The organism is Flavobacterium sp. LC2016-13 (assembly GCF_009707955.1).
GTDB lineage: Bacteria > Bacteroidota > Bacteroidia > Flavobacteriales > Flavobacteriaceae > Flavobacterium.
In genome coordinates this window covers 143,332-162,261 of sequence record NZ_WMDQ01000006.1, presented here as the reverse complement: position 1 = coordinate 162,261, position 18,930 = coordinate 143,332, and the positions used below count along the sequence as shown (strand labels likewise).

At 31.6% G+C, this 18,930-nt stretch carries 14 protein-coding genes; 9 read left to right on the top strand and 5 right to left on the bottom strand.

Going from position 1 to position 18,930, the window contains the following annotated elements; all coding sequences use genetic code 11:
• Window positions 1-56 precede the first annotated feature (56 nt).
• On the bottom strand, window positions 57-587 hold the full coding sequence (locus tag GKZ86_RS14095) for an outer membrane beta-barrel protein (protein WP_154783722.1): 531 nt from the start codon (window positions 585-587) through the stop codon (window positions 57-59).
• Between the two features lie 313 nt (window positions 588-900).
• On the opposite strand from GKZ86_RS14095, the gene GKZ86_RS14090 reads away from it, so the two are divergent.
• Window positions 901-3,045 carry a S46 family peptidase gene (locus GKZ86_RS14090; RefSeq protein ID WP_154783721.1) on the top strand — a complete coding sequence of 715 codons (2,145 nt, stop codon included), beginning with the start codon at window positions 901-903 and terminating at the stop codon, window positions 3,043-3,045.
• Between the two features lie 161 nt (window positions 3,046-3,206).
• On the opposite strand, the gene GKZ86_RS14085 is transcribed toward GKZ86_RS14090, so the two are convergent.
• A complete protein-coding gene (locus GKZ86_RS14085) occupies window positions 3,207-9,527 on the bottom strand; it encodes an alpha-2-macroglobulin (RefSeq protein WP_154783720.1) in 6,321 nt (2,106 codons plus the stop codon).
• A 130-nt stretch (window positions 9,528-9,657) separates the two neighbouring features.
• On the opposite strand from GKZ86_RS14085, the gene GKZ86_RS14080 reads away from it, so the two are divergent.
• The 6 genes from GKZ86_RS14080 (at window position 9,658) to GKZ86_RS14055 (ending at window position 14,499) form a co-directional block, all read left to right on the top strand.
• Window positions 9,658-10,344 carry a lipopolysaccharide assembly protein LapB gene (locus GKZ86_RS14080; RefSeq protein ID WP_154783719.1) on the top strand — a complete coding sequence of 229 codons (687 nt, stop codon included), beginning with the start codon at window positions 9,658-9,660 and terminating at the stop codon, window positions 10,342-10,344.
• A 67-nt stretch (window positions 10,345-10,411) separates the two neighbouring features.
• Complete coding sequence (gene murC / locus GKZ86_RS14075; protein WP_154783718.1) at window positions 10,412-11,767, top strand: UDP-N-acetylmuramate--L-alanine ligase; 1,356 nt, start codon at window positions 10,412-10,414, stop codon at window positions 11,765-11,767.
• Between the two features lie 132 nt (window positions 11,768-11,899).
• Window positions 11,900-12,358, top strand: a complete 459-nt coding sequence (locus GKZ86_RS14070) for a GNAT family N-acetyltransferase (RefSeq protein ID WP_154783717.1) — start codon at window positions 11,900-11,902, stop codon at window positions 12,356-12,358.
• A gap of 12 nt (window positions 12,359-12,370) precedes the next feature.
• A complete protein-coding gene (gene radC, locus GKZ86_RS14065; protein WP_154783716.1) occupies window positions 12,371-13,063 on the top strand; it encodes a DNA repair protein RadC in 693 nt (230 codons plus the stop codon).
• A gap of 3 nt (window positions 13,064-13,066) precedes the next feature.
• The gene (locus GKZ86_RS14060; protein ID WP_154783715.1) at window positions 13,067-13,753 is read left to right on the top strand and encodes a YjjG family noncanonical pyrimidine nucleotidase; all 687 of its coding nucleotides are present in this window, start codon (window positions 13,067-13,069) and stop codon (window positions 13,751-13,753) included.
• Between the two features lie 2 nt (window positions 13,754-13,755).
• Window positions 13,756-14,499, top strand: a complete 744-nt coding sequence (locus tag GKZ86_RS14055) for a hypothetical protein (RefSeq protein ID WP_154783714.1) — start codon at window positions 13,756-13,758, stop codon at window positions 14,497-14,499.
• A 15-nt stretch (window positions 14,500-14,514) separates the two neighbouring features.
• On the opposite strand, the gene GKZ86_RS14050 is transcribed toward GKZ86_RS14055, so the two are convergent.
• The gene (locus GKZ86_RS14050) at window positions 14,515-15,792 is read right to left on the bottom strand and encodes a replication-associated recombination protein A (RefSeq protein ID WP_154783713.1); all 1,278 of its coding nucleotides are present in this window, start codon (window positions 15,790-15,792) and stop codon (window positions 14,515-14,517) included.
• A gap of 145 nt (window positions 15,793-15,937) precedes the next feature.
• On the opposite strand from GKZ86_RS14050, the gene GKZ86_RS14045 reads away from it, so the two are divergent.
• Both GKZ86_RS14045 and GKZ86_RS14040 read left to right on the top strand, forming a co-directional pair.
• On the top strand, window positions 15,938-16,702 hold the full coding sequence (locus tag GKZ86_RS14045; RefSeq protein ID WP_154783712.1) for a rhomboid family intramembrane serine protease: 765 nt from the start codon (window positions 15,938-15,940) through the stop codon (window positions 16,700-16,702).
• A 69-nt stretch (window positions 16,703-16,771) separates the two neighbouring features.
• Window positions 16,772-17,281 carry a hypothetical protein gene (locus GKZ86_RS14040; RefSeq protein ID WP_154783711.1) on the top strand — a complete coding sequence of 170 codons (510 nt, stop codon included), beginning with the start codon at window positions 16,772-16,774 and terminating at the stop codon, window positions 17,279-17,281.
• Here the strand turns inward: GKZ86_RS14040 and GKZ86_RS14035 are convergent.
• Entirely contained in the window at window positions 17,278-18,081 is an 804-nt protein-coding gene (locus GKZ86_RS14035; protein WP_154783710.1) for a DUF2490 domain-containing protein, read from the bottom strand. The two genes, GKZ86_RS14040 and GKZ86_RS14035, sit on opposite strands and share 4 nt — an antisense overlap.
• Window positions 18,082-18,123: 42 nt before the next feature.
• Window positions 18,124-18,858 (bottom strand): 23S rRNA (guanosine(2251)-2'-O)-methyltransferase RlmB, encoded by a 735-nt coding sequence (rlmB, locus tag GKZ86_RS14030; protein WP_059114044.1) that lies wholly within the window; start codon window positions 18,856-18,858, stop codon window positions 18,124-18,126.
• Between the last annotated feature and the right edge of the window lie 72 nt (window positions 18,859-18,930).

Genomic DNA, 18,930 nt, shown 5'->3' with positions numbered 1-18,930 from the left:
CTTTTTGCGCGAATAAACAAAAAGAGTTAAAATTTAGATTGGCTAATATCTAAATATTATAGGTCAAAGTTTTTAGAAATTCCAAAATTGAAAGTTTTTCCAAAATTAAAACCAAAACGTTCTTGTCTTGGATCATTTTTGCCGTCAAGGTTATCATAGTTAACTCCTCCAATAGAGAAATTTAAACCAAATCCTCTTTTCACATTAATAAATAATGCAGGAGTAAGACTTGCATACATTCCTTTTGCATTGTTTAAAGAAGTGTTTTGATAACCAGCTCCTAAATCTGTGTAGAATGCAAATGTTTCAGAAAGAGGGATTGAATAACGTACAAAACCTCCAATTTTATAAGTTTCACTTTTGCCAAAACCTGTAATTTTTGAGTTAACAATAGAACCTTCTACACCGGCAGTCCAATTGTCTGTAAATTGATATCCAACTTTTGGAGAAAATTCAAAATCTTCTGCTTTAGTATTACCAATTTTCTCTGAAGAAAATCCAACGTTTCCACCTAATAAAACGGATCCTTTTTGAGCACTTGCAATAGTTGTAACGAAAAGTACAACTGCTAATAATAATTTTTTCATTTTTATTCTTTTTAAATAGAATGGCAAATTAAAGCAATTATTATTTGTAAGAAATACTTTCTTTTGTAATTTTATTATTGAAAGTTAATTTTTACAAATAGTATAGTTTTTTAATTTTTTCGAAACATTAAATATTTAATTTTAATTATTTTAATGATCATTTGTTATTAAAAACCTGTTTGTTTTTCTTCTTCATAAAATTATGGATTTCGCAATATTGGCTTCTTATAACTTTGATATTTTTATTTTAAGAATGAGTTAGTTGATATAATTACGAAAATGAGCTATATTCGCAATACTTAAACAAAATAACATGAAAAAAATAATTTTATTCTTAACCATGTGTCTAATGGCTTTTCCTGTAAGAGCAGATGAAGGAATGTGGTTTTTGATGTTTATCGAAAGGTTGAACCATAGAGATATGGCAAAAATGGGCTTGCAATTAACAGCCGAAGAAATTTACAGTATTAATCACCATAGTTTAAAAGATGCGATTGTACAATTTAACGGAGGTTGTACGGCTGAAATCGTTTCTAAAGACGGATTGGTTTTAACGAATCACCACTGTGGCTATAATGCCATCGCAGAACTTTCGACAGCAGAACAAAACTATTTGAAAGATGGTTTTTGGGCAAAAGAAAGAACCGCTGAAATGAAACCAAAATCATTATACGTTCGTTTCTTTGTTCGTATGGATGATGTTTCGAAAAGAATCTTGTCAAAAGTAAATGATACAATGACAGAAACGGAAAGAAACAAAATTATTCAGCAAGAAATTGCTTTGATCGAAAAGGAAAATAATGAAGGTGGAAAATACACTGTTTCTGTTCGTCCTTTCTTTCAGGGAAATGAATATTACTATTTTGTTTACCAGGATTATACAGACGTTCGTTTAGTGGGAACTCCACCAGAAAGTGTTGGTAAATTCGGGGGAGATACTGACAACTGGGAGTGGCCTCGTCAAACAGGAGATTTCTCTATGTTTAGAGTATATGCTGATAAAGACGGAAATCCTGCAACATATTCTAAAGATAATGTGCCTTTGCAGCCAAAACATTACTTACCAGTAAGTATTAAAGGTGTAAAAGAAAATGATTTTGCTATGATTCTTGGATATCCGGGAAGAACAAACCGTTGGATGCCAGCCGGAGGAATTGAGCAAAATATAAAATATGCTTATCCTGCGTGGGTTGAAGGTGCTAAAACCGGAATGGACGTAATGAAAAAGTATATGGACAAAGATGCAACAGTTCGTTTGCAATATGCTTCTAAATATGCTTCGACAGCGAATTACTGGAAAAACCGTCAGGGAATGATCGATGCTTTAACAAAAGCGGGAACGGTAGATGCTAAAACAGCGCAAGAAGATAAGTTTTATGACTGGGCAAGTAAACCGGTTAACAAGGAAAAGTATGAAAATGTAATACCAACTATTAACAGCTATTACAGAGAAACAAATTTAAAAGCACGTCATGATAATTATTTAATGCAGCTTTTACGTACATCAGCTTATGCAGCGGGACCAGCCAATTTAGGAAATGCATTGATTGCTTACTATAATGAAAATGATGCTAAAAAAGCAGAATTATTGCCTAAGATTAATACCTTAATCGATAACATTTATGGCGAATTTTATGCACCTCTTGAAAAAGATGTGTTAACTGCACAATTGAATTTGTACGCGTCTAAAGGTGAAGAATATGGTTTAGCAACACAAATTGCTAAAATGAAAACGGCAAATAATGGTGATTTTACTGCAGATGTTGCAAAAGCAACTGAAATAAGTTATTTTACAACTAAAGAAAAAGTATTGGCATTTATGGCTGATCCAAAACCATTAGCGATTGTACACGATCCTTTGTACATTATCTCTAATGATTTGATGTCAAAATATCGCACTAAAACTGAAGATCAAACAAAAGCTGATGATGGTTTTGCAATTGCTTACCGTGAATTGGTTGAAGGTTTAAGAGAATCAAAATTAAATGCAATTCAATATCCTGATGCAAACTCAACTTTGAGACTGACTTACGGAAAAGTTCGTGCTTTACCTGCAGATCCTCGTAACGATGCAACGATCAACAATTATACAACCATGGAAAGTATGGTGAAAAAGTATAAAGCAGGAGATCAGGAATTTGATTTGCCAAAACGTTTATTAGAATTAAACAAAGCAAAAGATTTTGGACAATATGCTGATAAAGCAGGGTATATGCCGGTAAACTTCTTGACTGATAACGATATTACAGGAGGAAATTCTGGTTCTCCGGTATTAAACGGAAAAGGAGAATTAATTGGAATTGCTTTTGATGGAAATATTGAAGCTATGGCCGGAGATGTTATTTTCGATCCTAAATTGCAAAGAACAATTAACGTAGATATTCGTTATGTACTTTGGATTATCGACAAATACGCCGGAGCTAAAAACATTATTGATGAAATGACGATTATAAAATAATCTGAGTTTTATTATAAAAGTAAACCCGACAGTTTTTTAAACTGTCGGGTTTTTGATTTTTTTTTCCGCCTCGAATTCACGAATTATTTTTTGACAATCTTTGAAAATAAAATTCGTGAATTCGTGGCGGAAATTTTTTTGCTGTATTCTTTGGAATTTTATTAATTTACTTTTACTCGAATTCCTTTAGTATGACTTGCAAATTCCGGAGCATACATACTTTCAATTGTGGTAATTCCGTTTGAGAATTCTCCGCTGTTGTTTACTCGAATTTCATATTCTAAAATATAAGCCCCTTTATTGATTCGATCAAAAAAGAAATGTGTTGCAGCATCTTTTGTACTCATATAATATCCTAGTCGATCTTTATATTGATATTCCGAAAGAACATTTACAGGTTCAAAACACGAAGCTCGCATATCTTTTAGATGCACAAATTCCATATCTTCTTTGGATGTAATTATTAATCTTACTGTAACTAAATCTCCTGTTTTTAAAGGGTTTTTATTTGTAATTCTTTCTAATTGATCACCTTTTGCCGAGTTTTTCTTTAGATATAATTCTTTCTTAACAGATAAAACAGCTCCGGAATTATTTTTTATTTTATCTAAATCTTCAAAATATTGCCAGTAAACACCACCAAAAGCAGGAACTTTAGATTTGTTTTCAATTTTTATCGAAGCCATTTCTTTTTTGATTTCGGCTGTTTTCCAGTTTAGTTTTATATAACCAGTTTCGGCTTCTTTTTCATTTTCTGCCAATTTTTTGGTTAGTATTTTTTCATCTCCAATTTTAATGACAGTGTTATCTTTTACAGAAAGCCAATCAGTTCCTTGCATCAATAAAGCATAAACAGCTTCGGTAGTTGCTTTTGTTGTTGGCCAGTTTTTGGTTTGCTTGTTTTTTAGCAGCCAAACTTTCATTGCATCGACAGATTTTGTATCATGATTCACTTCGGCGAAAGCCTCAATCAATAAAGCCTGAGTTTCTATTGGCGCCTGATACCAATACCAACCTGCTTTATTCGCGATCCAGTACATTCCCCAATCTTCATTGTTGGATGCAGTTTCTTTTAAACTTTCTATGATTTTTTTAGCAGATTCACTTTCTCCAAAACGATTTAAAGTCAATGCAGCCAATCCTTTTTCATAAAGCGAATATTTTAACCAATCTTTTTTAGCTGTTTCCAAATACAGTTTGGTTGCTTTTTTCAAAGTATCAGAAAGAGGATATTTTTCTAAATAAAAACTTCTGGTATAGAGATAATGCAAATCAGAATAAGGATTAATCCAGATCAGTTTATTTGTTGCTTTTAAGTTTTTAGTCTGGGTTTTATAATAGTCTAAAAATTTATTGTCGAGAAACGGAATTCCGGTTTTGGCAATAGCATCAATTTTAGCATCATTATCTTTGGTTTTATTCAATTTAGATAAATGACCTAAACCTGCCAAAATATGTCTCGTAATAAATTCGCTTTCGTTATCTCCATCAAACCAGGGGAATCCTCCCGATGGTTTTTGTTTCTGTTTTAATTTATCAAACGTGGTTTCCTGCGAAGTTTTCATTTTCTCTAAATCAAATAAAAGTGCCAGATTTTTTTTCTTTTCATCTTCACTTTGTGCATCATTTAGCCAAGGCGTTTCTGCCAGAATGATCGATTTTAATTCTTCGTTTTCTTCAAGTTTCGAATTCAGTTTTCCGTTTTTTCTCCAATCTTCAAAAACAGTTGCAATTTTCGGATTGCTTGAAATAACTTCTGAAGCCAAAGCATTTGCATAAAAACGGGCAAAAGTTTGTTCAGCGCATTCGTGTTCGTATTCCATTAAATAAGGCAAAGACTGAATGGCAAGCCAAGACGGATTTGAAGTATATTCTAATGTAAGTTGATGATTTTTTAAAGTGGTTGAATTGTTATTTTTCAAATTCTCAAACGTATATTCTTTCGTTGAATTCTCACGAACCCAAATCGGAATACTTTCTGTAACCAACATATTGTTTGTGAGAACCGGAAGTATGTTTTCTTCTCCATCTGAAAAATTACCTGATTTAGCCAGAATTTTATATTGAACGCCTTGTAAACCCTCAGGAATTGAAATCGTCCAGCTTGCCGTTGTATTTCCGAAAGCACCAACATTAAAATTTCTAACATTTTTTACATTTAGCATTTTCGCATCAATTGGCTGCATTGTTACAGCATCAAAAAACTGTAAAATGGCGATTCCGGTTTTTGCTTTATCTGTAATATTCGAGATTTTAGCAGAAATTACAATAGTATCTTTCTCTCTAAAGAAACGCGGGAAATTCGGTAAAAGCATTAATTCTTTTTGAGTTACAACGCTTTTCTCTAAATAACCGGAAACAGCATCTTTATTGTGTGCCAATAAACGAAGTTTCCAGGCTGTTAAAGCTTCCGGAGAAGTAAAGTTGAAACTCACTTTTCCGTTTGCATCTGTTTTTAAATTAGGTAAAAAGAAAGCGGTTTCAGAAAGATTTTTTCTGGCTTTTACTTTGGTTAAAGCTTCTAAAGCTTTTTTTGTTGTTATGATTATGGCGCCGTTTTTGGCTTTGCTTCCGTAAATGTTTTTTGCTTTTTCAGGAGTTAGAAAATCTATATCGAGAATACTTTCCGGACTTATATTTTTAAAATTGTTTTCAGATGAAATTTCCCCATCAATTATATACAATGTGAATGGATCTATAACCATAGAGGTCAGGCCATTGGTTATTTTTTCCCCAGGTATGAATTTGATTTTATTAGTTCGAAAATAATATTCTGGATTGTTTTTAGAGCGATTACCCATATATACGGGTTTTATAAAGAATACTTTGTCAACATTAACCGATTGTTCTGCAAGTACAGGAGCTGCATTTCCAACAGATTCTTCAACGGTTAAAATAGCATCAGGATCTCCTTTAATTGTTTCGCTGCCTACTTTTTTATCTTTTATGTCATAAATAGAAGTTCCAAAAGAACCATACATATAACCGCTGTCATTAAAATCAAATCCAAACCAATTTAATTTTGTTTCTTCATTGCGGAAAGCAGGATAAGTGATTTCTATTTCTTCATTTAAATTTTGTAATGTCACATAAGCAATTTCAGAACCTAAAAATCCTTTAAAATTAGTTCCATTATAATTGTATTGGTTAAATTTTAAAGTTTCCCATTCTTTTTTAGAAAACTGATCTAAAGAACTGTCATACATAGAAGCTAAAACTTCGGCTTCAGCTTTTGTATTAAAAGCTTTTAATTTGAATGACCAGGTTTCATCGCTTCCGGGCTGTATTTTGTTTCTAAAACTTTCAACTGTCCATTCTAATTTTGTTTCTTCGGTTTTTAGAACTATGCTAATTTCTTCCGTAAAATCGTCATTCTCAAAAACAGTTTGAAAACCTAATTTTATGCTTTTTTCAAACTCATTTTTCAACGGAATTTTTATAGTAGTCTCGTTATTTTGTAAATGAATATTGTCTTCAAAATACATGCTGCTATTGTAATTTCCATTCACCAGAATATAAAGTTCAGGAATAACCGAAGATAGTTTTACTTCTACATAACCATCTTTTTTTGGATCTTCATTGATTTGTTTTACAGTAAATAATTTACTCGGATCGAATTTATCCTTACTTTGAATAAGTTTAAAGTTTGAAATAGATTCAATAGAGTTATTAAAACTGTCTTTAGCCGAAAAAACAATTTTATAACTTCCCGATTTATAATTTGAAATAAAATCTAATACTATTTTTTTGTCTTTTTGAGTATCTATTTTTTGAGTGAATAATAAGATTTCAGATAGCTTTTCATTTGTTTGTTTTTCAGATTTCTCATAAGGAAATAATCTTTCAAAATCTTCTGCTGAAATAGTATCAATTTCCGGTTTTTGCCAAATACGATTTTTAAATTTATTCGATAGAGGTTCAACAAAATAAAGCTTGATTTCGCCTTTAGCAGCTAAAAACTCTCCGTTTAAATTGGTACTGGATAAGTTGATTTCGTTCTTGTCTTTGGTTTCAATCTGATTAGGTACACTGACATTAACAATCAAATTGTGGTAACCTACTTTTATAACCGTTTCTGCAGAATGTGTTTCGCCGTTAATGTCTGTAATTGTTGCGTATACTTTGTAATTGAAGACCGGTAAAAGTTCTTTTTTATTGTTTTTGGAAGGCAAAGCAACAAAATCAATACTAAATTTTCCAGAAGCATCGGTTTTCGTTTCACCAAAAGTTAAAACTTCGTTTTCTTCATCCTCAAAATAATTTCTTAAATAGCTTGTATATCTTGTATATCGTGTAACCGTGTATGTAACTTTTGCATCAGAAATGTTACTTCCTGCAAATGCTTTAGCGTTTCCTTTTACTTTGATCGCTTGATTTACTTGAAAACTTTCTTTTTTGGGATCAAAGGTTACTTCAAATTTTGGGCGCTTGTATTCTTCAACTTTAAAAGAAATTATTGATATTTCAAATTCTGCATTTTCCCAAAATGGAGAGTTGCTTTGTGGTTTAAGCGCATTGAGGCTAAATTCTCCTGTCAGGCCATTTTTTGGTAAAACAAATTCTCCCGAAAATGAACCAAACTCATTTGTGGTAACTTCAAACTCTTTAATTATTTGGTGATTTGTATCGTTTGCAGTTATTTTAAAAGTTGTGTTGGCAAGTATACTTGTTTTGTTTTTAATTTTCTGGATTGCAATTCCTTTATAAAAAACAGTTTGTCCCGGTCTGTAAATAGCACGATCCAGATAAAATTCAATTTTTACATTTGTTTTTTCGTTTTTAGATTCGTTATAATCTTTACTATATTGAATGTATCCTTCATTAACTAAAATGCTATCGTTTTGTGCTGAGATTTCGAGAATTTCATAATTATGATTATCGCTGACTTTTTTATAAGACGCTAATCCATTTAAATCTGTTTTAAGCGTAAAGTTTTCTGAACTTATAGTTGCATTTTCTATTGGTTTTCCCGTTTTTCGATCTAAAACCTGATAGTTTTCTATGCCATTTTTTTGGTCAGCAAGAACGGTAATATTAGAAACGGTAATAATTTCATAAGCATAATCTTCCTTATGTTTTGAGTCGGAATCACTTTCAAAATAAACCAGATAATTTCCGGTTTCTAAATGTGGCAAAAGAACTTCTGTAGTATACTCAAAATAATCTTGCTTATTTGGGAGTTCGTATTTCTGTGATGCAATTTTACTTTGTTTTTTAATAATTAGAGGCGCTAAACTATCTAGTAAATCATCATCGTACCTAAGTTCCAGGGTTTTCTTCTGAGTAATTTTAAAAAAGGAAATTGTTAAATGATTTACATTACTGTAATGAATCAGAGCTCGTGTATTTTCGTTATTGTAAGTATATTTTTGAAGCTGAACGGACAATGTCTTCGAAAGGATTTGTTCTTTTTTAACTAAAGCGGAGTGTGCAACTTTTGACTCATTATTTATTTTTATTATAGCATCATATATGGCAAGAGCTTCAATATTGTTTTTGGGATATGTTTCTTTTGAAGCTTGATTGAAGAGAATGTTCGCAATCTCTAATTTTATTTTCTGCGTTAAAATATCATCTTTAGATTTGTTTTGAATTTGATTTAAATACTTCATAAAATCCTCATCAGATTCTAATAAGTAAGTTTTGCAAAATTGCGCACGCTCAAATTGATTTTCTAATGCTGGATTATTTAGTTCCTGTTTTTGATATAAGGACAAAACTTTTTTTACATTTTCGTCTTTTATAAAATCTAAATTGAGTTTTATAAAAGTATCAGAATCAGCAAATAGTTGATCTTTATATGTTATAAAAATGCTTTTGTCAATTTCCCATTCGTCAATTTTTTCAGTATAATAAGCAATGTTTTCTTTTAGTAAATAATCGTAGAGATTTTCATTTTTAAGTTTCTCTAAAGTAAAAAAGTAAAAAATAGCCTGATAATTTATTAACGGTGTTGCTTTTAAAATGGTTTCATTTTCTAATGTTTTTTCGAAAACAGCAATAACTTCTTTTTCAGATGTTAATTCAGCAGATGGACTAACATAATCTTGCGCTGAAGGAACATCAACACTATCACTAACAGCAGATGTTTCTTTATCTACAACTGCTGCAGCGCTATCAACTACGGCAGCTGCATATTCTTCGTCAGAATAATCTTTTAGGCATTTTCCATAAACCAAATTCAATATTGCCTTTGAAGGAATTGAAACGCGATCAATATCTGTTTTAAGATTATTTAAAATTTTCTTTTTAGAATTTTCATCGACGGCCTGTAAATATCTCGATTGATAAAAAAAACATTTTATCATTTGTACTTCATCTTTGTCTGCAACTGCTTTTTTGTAAATTTTAACGACAATCTTGTTTGCAGACTTTATTTTTCCTTTCTCTTCAAAAGCGCTGACTTTTTCCCATCTTTTATCTGTTTGTTGCGCGAATAGTGCTGAAGAAAGTAATAAGAATACAAATAATATGTTTTTCATAAGTTGGTTTTAGTATATAGAGAGCGGTTTTTAGATAAACGTTGGCAAGCTTAGAAAATAAATTTCGTACAAATTAGTAATTTATCTCTAAAAGCAAATCACGGATGCTATATTTCCTTATTTTTGAAATATGAAAAAACTACTCCTTCTTTTTTTAGTTGCTCCAATTTTAGTTTGGTCACAAACTAATTTTGAGAAGGGAGAGAAATTATTTCAGGCAAAAAAATATAATGAAGCTCAAGTTATTCTTGAAGGAGTTTTAAAAACCAAACCATCAGACATTAAAACTCTTACCTATTTAGGAGAAATTGCAGCGTATCAAAAATCGTGGGTAAAAGGAGCACAATATTACAAGAAACTGAAAGAGCTAAAACCTACAGAAGCAGATTATTTTTATAAATATGGCGGTTGTTTGGCAATGCGAGCTGTTGAAGTGAATAAAATAAAAGCTTTTGGAATGGTCGATGACATGAAAGAAGCTTTTGAGAAAGCGATAGAATTAAATCCAAAACATATTCCGGCAAGATGGGCGTTAATAGAGCTGTATTTACATTTGCCGGGGCTTTTAGGCGGCAGCGAATCGAAAGCAATTTCATATTCAAATGAATTGGCTGTTTTATCTCCAGTTGATGGTTATATGTCAAAAGGACGAATAGATGAATACTTTGAAAGATATCCAGCTGCAGAAAAAAATTATATAAAAGCAAATGAAATTGGTAAATCAAAAGTCACATTTCAAAAATTATATAATTTATATTTGAACAAATTAAAAGACCCGAAGAAAGCGCAGGAATTGAAAAGAAAATTTGAAGCGTAAAGGTCAAATATCATAGACGAATTTCAAGTAATATTTGGAATTTAGAACATAAAAATTGGAATTTTAAATGAAAACACATTTCATCGCCATTGGCGGAAGTGCCATGCACAACTTAGCATTAGCATTGCATAACAAAGGATATCAGGTTACAGGAAGTGATGATGCTATTTTTGAACCTTCAAAATCAAGATTAGAAAAGAAAGGAATTCTGCCTGCTGAAATGGGTTGGTTTCCTGAAAAAATCACTTCAGATATTGAAGCTGTAATTTTAGGAATGCATGCCAAAGCTGATAATCCTGAATTGCTTAAAGCACAGGAATTAGGTTTGAAAATCTACTCTTATCCTGAATTTTTATACGAGCAATCTAAAAATAAAACCAGAGTTGTTATTGGAGGTTCTCACGGAAAAACCACAATTACTTCGATGATTTTGCATGTTATGCATTACCATAATATCAATGTTGATTATATGGTAGGAGCACAGCTTGAAGGTTTTGATACGATGGTGCATCTTACAGAGGAAAATGATTTTGTGGTTCTGGAAGGAGATGAATATTTATCTTCTCCGATAGACAGACGCCCGAAATTTCATTTATATCAACCTAATATTGCTTTGATTTCAGGAATTGCGTGGGATCACATCAACGTGTTTCCAACTTATGAAAACTATGTAGAGCAATTCGAAATTTTTATTGGTAAAATTACAAATGGCGGAATTTTAGTGTACAACGAAAATGATCCTGAAGTAAAACGTGTTGCAGAAGCAGCTACAAACCCAATTCGTAAATTAGCTTATCATACTCCGGAATATGTAGTTAGCAATGGTGTAACATTATTGAAAACGCCTGAAGGAGATATGCCAATTGAAGTTTTTGGAGCACATAATTTAAATAATCTTGCCGGAGCAAAATGGATTTGCCAAAACATGGGTGTTGATGAAGCTGATTTTTACGAAGCGATTGCAAGTTTTAAAGGAGCTTCAAAAAGACTGGAAAAAATTGCTGAAGGAAAAGGAAAAGTAGCTTATAAAGATTTTGCGCATTCACCAAGTAAAGTGGCAGCGACAACAAAAGCGGTAAAAGAACAATATCCGAACAGAACTTTGGTAGCGTGTTTAGAATTGCATACTTACAGTAGTCTTAACGCAGAATTCTTAAAAGAATACGAAGGCGCACTTGAATATGCTGATGTTGCAGTAGTATTCTATTCTCCAGATGCTGTAAAAATTAAACAATTGGAAGAAGTTACTTATGATCAGATTGCGAATTCTTTCAATAGAAAAGATTTAATTATTTACACAAATCCAACAGAATTTAAAGAGTATTTATTCAATTTAAATCTTGAAAATTCAGCTTTATTGTTGATGAGTTCAGGAAATTACGGAGGATTAAACTTTGATGAAGTTAAAGGTTTGATTGAGTAAATGATCACAATATAAAATTGAAAGGAGAAATCTAAGCAATACAAAGCCACGATTTCTCCTTTTTTGTTTTATTGTTTTTTATTGAATGATTTTTCTTATTTTTTATATATTAGCCATTTAAGATTTTATAAAATGAAACCATCTATAGAAGTTGTAAAAACAACAAGTGAAAACTCTGATTTTGTATTTTTAATTGAAACTTTCGATACCTTTTTATGGGAGAGATACCCGGAATTGAAAACAGATTATTGGGGAAATAATTTAATTGAGTTTAACGCGAACGTAATTATTATTTATTTGAATAGAAAACCTGTTGGTTGCGGTTGTTTCAAAAAATATAATGATACTACTGCAGAACTAAAAAGAATGTTTGTTTCGCCCGAAGCAAGAGGTTTAGGCTTGGCTCAGTTAATCATTAAAGAACTGGAAAATCAAGCCAAAAACCAAGGTTTTGAAACTTTCATATTAGAAACCTTATACAAACAAATTGAAGCAATAAACTTATACCAAAAAGTAGGCTTTGAAATCGTTGAAAACTATGAACCTTATGTAGGTTTGACAAATAGTGTTTGTATGAGTAAATCTATATAATTCCTGCTTGATATGAAAGAAGGGTATTTTCCAATTTCAGATTGGTCAAAAGACGATCGTCCGCGAGAAAAATTAATGCTAAAAGGTATTGATGCTTTAAGCGATGCCGAATTAATTGCCATTTTGATAGGATCGGGAAGTCGTAACGAATCGGCAGTTGATTTAAGTAAAAGAATTTTAGCCAGCTTAGATAACCTAAATTCTTTAGGTAAAATGTCAATCTCTCAATTAATGAATTTTAAAGGAATAGGAGAGGCTAAAGCAATTACAATTGTTGCTGCTTTAGAATTAGGAAAACGTCGAAAATCTAAAGATACAACTGAGTTTATAAAGAAAATTACATCCAGTAAATTAGTGTTTGATATTATGCAGCCAATCATCGGTGAGTTGGCTCACGAAGAATTTTGGGTGCTTTTTCTTAATAATTCTAATAAAGTAATTTCTAAATCACAATTAAGTAAAGGAGGAATGACCGGAACTATTGTTGATCCGCGTTTGGTTTTTAAATTAGCATTTGAAACTAATGCTACAAGCTTGATTTTGTGTCATAATCATCCTTCTGGCTCATTGATTCCAAGTGAAGCCGATAAGCAAATCACGAAGAAACTGAAATTGGCAGGTGAAAGTCTAGATGTTAAAATTTTAGATCATTTGATTATTACTGAAACAAATTATTATAGTTTTGTAGATGAAGGAATTTTTTAATTTATGAAAACTAATATTACCGACATTTTTTTCGACTTGGATCATACGCTTTGGGATTTTGATAAAAATTCTGAAATGGCTTTTGATCGCATTTTTAAAAGTAAGTTTCCCGAAATTAAAACAGAGGATTTTATTATAAAATACGCGCCAATAAATCAGGCTTGTTGGAAATTATATCAAAACGATGAAATTACACATTTGGAATTGCGTTATAACAGATTAAAATTTTCTTTTGATGCATTGAATTTCGAAATTTCAGATGAAAACATTAATGAAATCGCAAATGATTATATTGAATTTTTAACTGATAATAATTACCTTTTTGATGGGGCAATCGAGGTTTTAGAATATTTAAAACCAAAATATAAATTGCATATTATCACGAATGGTTTTGCCAATGTTCAGGATAAAAAGATAAATAATGCTGGTTTGGGAAGTTATTTCAGCACTATTACAAATTCAGAATTAGCAGGCGTAAAAAAGCCAAATAGTATTATCTTTGATTATGCTGTTAATTTGTCTAAAGCTTCAAAAGAAAACTGCATTATGATTGGAGACTGTCTTGATGCTGATGTTAATGGCGCATTAAATGCAGGTTTGGATGCTATATTTTTTAACGATAAAAAAATAGAAGCTCCCCAAAATATTAAACAAATAAACCATTTATTAGAACTTAAAAAATATTTATAATTATGAAAATTAAATTTTTGTTAGTTACACTTTTAATTTCAGTGATCGGATTTTCGCAATCTGTTAATGATTTTAAAGCTGTTATAATTCCATTAAAGTATGAATTTCTTAAAACAGAAAATCAATATAGATTAGCGACAATGACAAAATCTAATTTGATTAAAGCTGGTTTTACTGCTTTTTACACAAATGAAGAAATTCCTGCTGAATACAGTGATCGTTGTCAGCTTTTATATGTTGATGTAAAAAAAGAAAGTGGTTTTTTAGTTACGAAACTTTTTGTTGAGTTTAAAGATTGCTTTGGAAAAGTGGTTTATACTTCAGAAATTGGAAAAAGCAAAGAAAAAGATTATGAAGTAGCATACAAAGAAAGTCTTGATTTGGCTTTTGTATCTATAAATAAATTGCATTATAAATATAATGGTAAAGTTGTGGCTACAACGTCTAAAATTTCACCATCAGCTGCATCTGTTGCTGTACAAACAGTTGCGGTGGCTACAACTCCTCCTGTTGCAGATATTTCAGATCCAAATTTGCTTTACGCACAACCAACAGAAAACGGATATCAATTAATTGATAAAACGCCAAAAGTTGTAATGAAGTTGCTTAAAACATCTCGACCAGATTCTTTCATCGCAATAAAAGATGGAGTTCAGGGTTCATTAAACGCAAAAGACAATCAATGGTTTTTTGAGTATTATCAAAACGACAAACTAGTTTCTGAAAAGGTATCAGTTAAATTCTAAATATAAAATACGGTTCTAGTAACCGTATTTGTCTTTCCAACGGTTCTTTAAAAATTCGCGGTTGCTATTCTCTCTGGAATTGCTTCCTGGATTATAAAGAACCGTTTCTTTTATAGCATCCGGCAAAAATTCCTGTTCGGCAAAATTATTGGCATAATCGTGCGAATATTTATAATCTTCACCATAACCTAATTCTTTCATAAGTTTTGTGGGTGCATTTCGCAAGTGAATCGGAACAGGTAAATCTCCGGTTTGTTTTACCAATTGCTGCGCATTTCCAATCGCCATATATGAAGCATTACTTTTAGGAGAAGTTGCCAAATAAATAGCACATTGGCTTAATATGATTCGGCTTTCCGGATAACCAATCGTAGAAACAGCCTGAAAAGTATTGTTTGCCATAATAAATGCCGTTGGGTTTGCATTTCCAATATCTTCACTAGATAGAATAAGCATTCTGCGGGCAATAAATTTTACATCTTCACCACCTTCAATCATTCTTGCCAGCCAATAAACAGCTCCATTAGGATCACTGCCACGAATCGATTTTATAAAAGCAGAAACAATGTCATAATGCTGTTCTCCTGTTTTGTCATATAAAACAGTATTTTGCTGCACCAATTCAAAAACACGATCGTTGGTTATTACAACGTCATCGCTTGCGGAAGCATTAACAACAAGTTCGAATATATTTAATAATTTTCGGCCATCTCCGCCAGAAAGACGTAAAAGAGCTTCTGTTTCTTTTAGGACAATATTTTTTGCTGCTAATTCAGAATCTGTTTTCATTGCTCTGTGCAATAAAGCTTCTAAATCATCTTTAGTAAAAGCATTTAGTATGTAGACTTGACAACGCGATAATAATGCGGGAATAACTTCAAAACTTGGGTTTTCTGTTGTTGCACCAATAAGTGTTATCCACCCTTTTTCGACTGCCGCCAAAAGAGAATCTTGCTGAGATTTACTAAATCTGTGAATCTCATCAATAAATAAAATAGGATTTTTAGTAGTGAATAATCCACCGCTTTGTTTCGCTTTTTCAATAACATCACGAATATCTTTTACACCTGAATTTATAGCACTCAAAATATAAAACGGACGTTTAGATTCCTGGGCAATAATTTGAGCCAAAGTCGTTTTTCCAGTTCCGGGCGGTCCCCAAAATATAAGTGACGGAATAATTCCTTTTGAAATTTGTTGCGTCAATGAACCATTTGGTCCAACCAAATGGTTTTGACTAATATAATCTTCTAATTTCTGTGGGCGAATACGCTCTGCTAAAGGTGCTTCCATTTTGTAAAATTACTATTTTCAATTTTAATTATAAATTTTTAAAAGTTAATTACGCTCAAAGATCTATTTATCCGGCTGACAAATTATCAGTAAATTGTAATTGGTTAGTTTTTTGATGTTGATCTTTGAACTGATTATCAAAAACATGAACGACAACCACTTTAAATTTTCAACTTCCGTAATTGGGCTTCCAGTATTTTTTGTTCTTTTTTTGTGGATAGTGTATTGGGTTCAAATTAGGTTTGACTTCGATTTTTATCAAAACGGAATTTATCCTCGTGATTTTTCAGGTTTGCAAGGTGTTGTGTTCGGCCCTTTTATTCACGAAAACTTAGATCATTTATATAATAATTCTATTCCGCTTTTAGTATTGTTGGCTGCATTGCAGTTTTTTTATCCTAAACAAAGTTTTGGTGTTATTGCTTACGGAATTTTATTTTCGGGTTTAATTACTTGGGTTATCGGACGCGAAAATTATCATATTGGAGCAAGTGGATTAATCTACGTTTTGGTAAGTTTTATATTTTTTAAAGGAATTCAAACAGGTTATTATAGGTTGGTTGCATTATCATTATCTGTAATATTGCTTTATGGAGGAATGATTTGGTATGTTTTTCCGGATGTTGATGCAACAATTTCCTGGGAAGGTCATTTGGGTGGTTTTATTGCCGGATTTATGCTGACCTTATTTTATAAAACCCCTGAATATACTAAACCGATAGTGTATGATTGGCAAAAACCGGATTTCAACCCTGAAGACGATATTTTTATGAGGCATTTTGATGAAAATGGCAATTTTGTAAATACCGAAAAACCTGAAGAAGAATCTGACTCTGTTGATACTTATTTTAATTCTAATGTTTGGGTAAATTATACCGTAACTAAATCAGAATCAAATGACAAGTTGTAGATCTGGATGTTTGGTTTAAATTAAATGACTATTTTTGTATAGGTTGTTCTTAATTTAATTTACCAGATTATGAGAAATATAAATTTAGCAATTGTGTTTCTATTCATTATAATGAGTGCAAAATCGATTGCACAATGCGAGGCGAAAAATAGAATATTACCAGATGGAACTCTCGTATTTTATTTTGATCCTGCGGATTTCTATATTTCAAAATCAAAATCTTTAAAAATTAATATTCAAACAGATAAAGAACATTTTTTTATTGCATTGCAACCTTTACCATTTCCGTCGAAAGCTGAAGGAAAGAAAATCAAAGACGATTTAATTATTCTTTTGGCAGATCAAAAAGAATACGAATTATCCCATTATGATACACAATACAGACATAACGATTCGGTTATGCAGGTTTTGTATCTAATGAATGATAAAGATGTTGAAGCTTTCTCTAAGTTTGAAGCTGTAACAGCTAAAATTAATATGAAAGGAACTGAGTTTGTTCGCGATTATAATTTCAAATTGCATAAAAACGCCATAATACAACAATTGAATTGTTTTTTGAAAGAGGAGAAGAAAGATTAATCTTCATTTGTAGTAGTCTTGTTTTTATCTAATGATTTCTTATTAAGGTTTTTAAAAAGATTATTAAATGTAAGCGTAAGGGCGGCGGCATTTGTAATTTGATTTCCACCGTTTCTTGGAAGATATTCATTAGCATAAGTTAACTCTATCTGAATATCATCTGTAAATAAATAACCTCCTCCGATGTTAAATTTATTGCGATCAAAAAAACTTTGACCTGTTACTTTTGTTCCGGATTTAATATACACTTCGTCTGAAGCAACAGCGTAAATAACGCCTTCCCTAAGAACTTTGCTATTTATTGGTTGTAAGTACTTAATTTGCTGGCGATATCTAAAAACATTTTCAAAATCATCATCTCCATTTTTCATGTGCCTGAGTTCTATTCTCATTCGAGTACTTAAAGTATATCCCGTTTTGTGAAAATAATAGATGCCTTGTAAAGCAAATCTCCATTCAGGAGATTTATATTGACCTATTTCAGGAACATCTTTATTGTTGTAATATGCCAAAAAAGTGGAGAGTTTCCAGCGAGGAGACAAATAATAATGTCCCCATCCTCTGAATGATTTTTGTATGTTATTTTGAAAAATATTTGAAGTTGATTCTGTACTGCTATAAGAAGTCCCTAAATCCAGTTCAGTCGACCATTTATTATTTATTGTTGTATTGAGTTGAATTTCATTCCAAAATTGGCCATACGTTTTAGTCTGAGCATAATTGATTCCTGCAATAAAAAATAGCGCAAGGACACAATAGCTTAATTTAAATGACCTATTTCGAGTTAATGAAGAAGACATCAATTAAATATTTATTTTGTTGTCTGAAATTCTTAATAGTATTTAACTTCTTTGACGAACAGTTTCATAAAGAAAAGCTCCACAAGCAACAGAAACGTTTAACGATCCGATAGTTCCAAACATTGGTAATTTAGCCTTTTCATCAACAATTTTTAAAACAGATGGATTAATACCTCTGTCTTCAGATCCCATAATAATTGCTAATGGTTCGTTTAGAGATAAATCATAAATATTTGATTCTGTTTTTTCTGTAGCGGCTACAGTTTTAATACCTGATCCTTGCAAATAGAAAATAGCATCTTTAATATGTTCAACTTTACAAATTGGTACGTTAAAAACCGCTCCGGCAGATGTTTTTACAGTATCTCCATTAACAGGAGCAGAGCCAGCTTTTTGAACAATGATTCCGTTTACGCCGGTACATTCAGCAGTTCTGATAATAGCACCAAAATTTCTTGCATCAGAAATCTGGTCTAATATTAAAAATAATGGCTTCGCGCCAGATTCAATAGTTGATTCAACAAGATGTTCTAAATCAATGAACCCAATAGGAGATATTGTTGCAACTGCACCCTGGTGATTATTTGGTGTTAAGCGATTTAGTTTTTCTACAGGAACATAAGAGAAATTAATGTTAGCGCGTTTCATCACTTTCATTAAATCTTTCATTAATTCTCCAGAAATTTCTTTTTGGATGAATACTTTGTCTACCTCTTTTCCTGCCTGAATTGCTTCTATAATGGCTCTAATTCCAAATATTTGATGTTCTTTTTCCATGTGGCAAATATAGGTATAATGTTTATATAAAAAAAAACCACTCTGAATGAACAGAGTGGTTTAATATGTTTA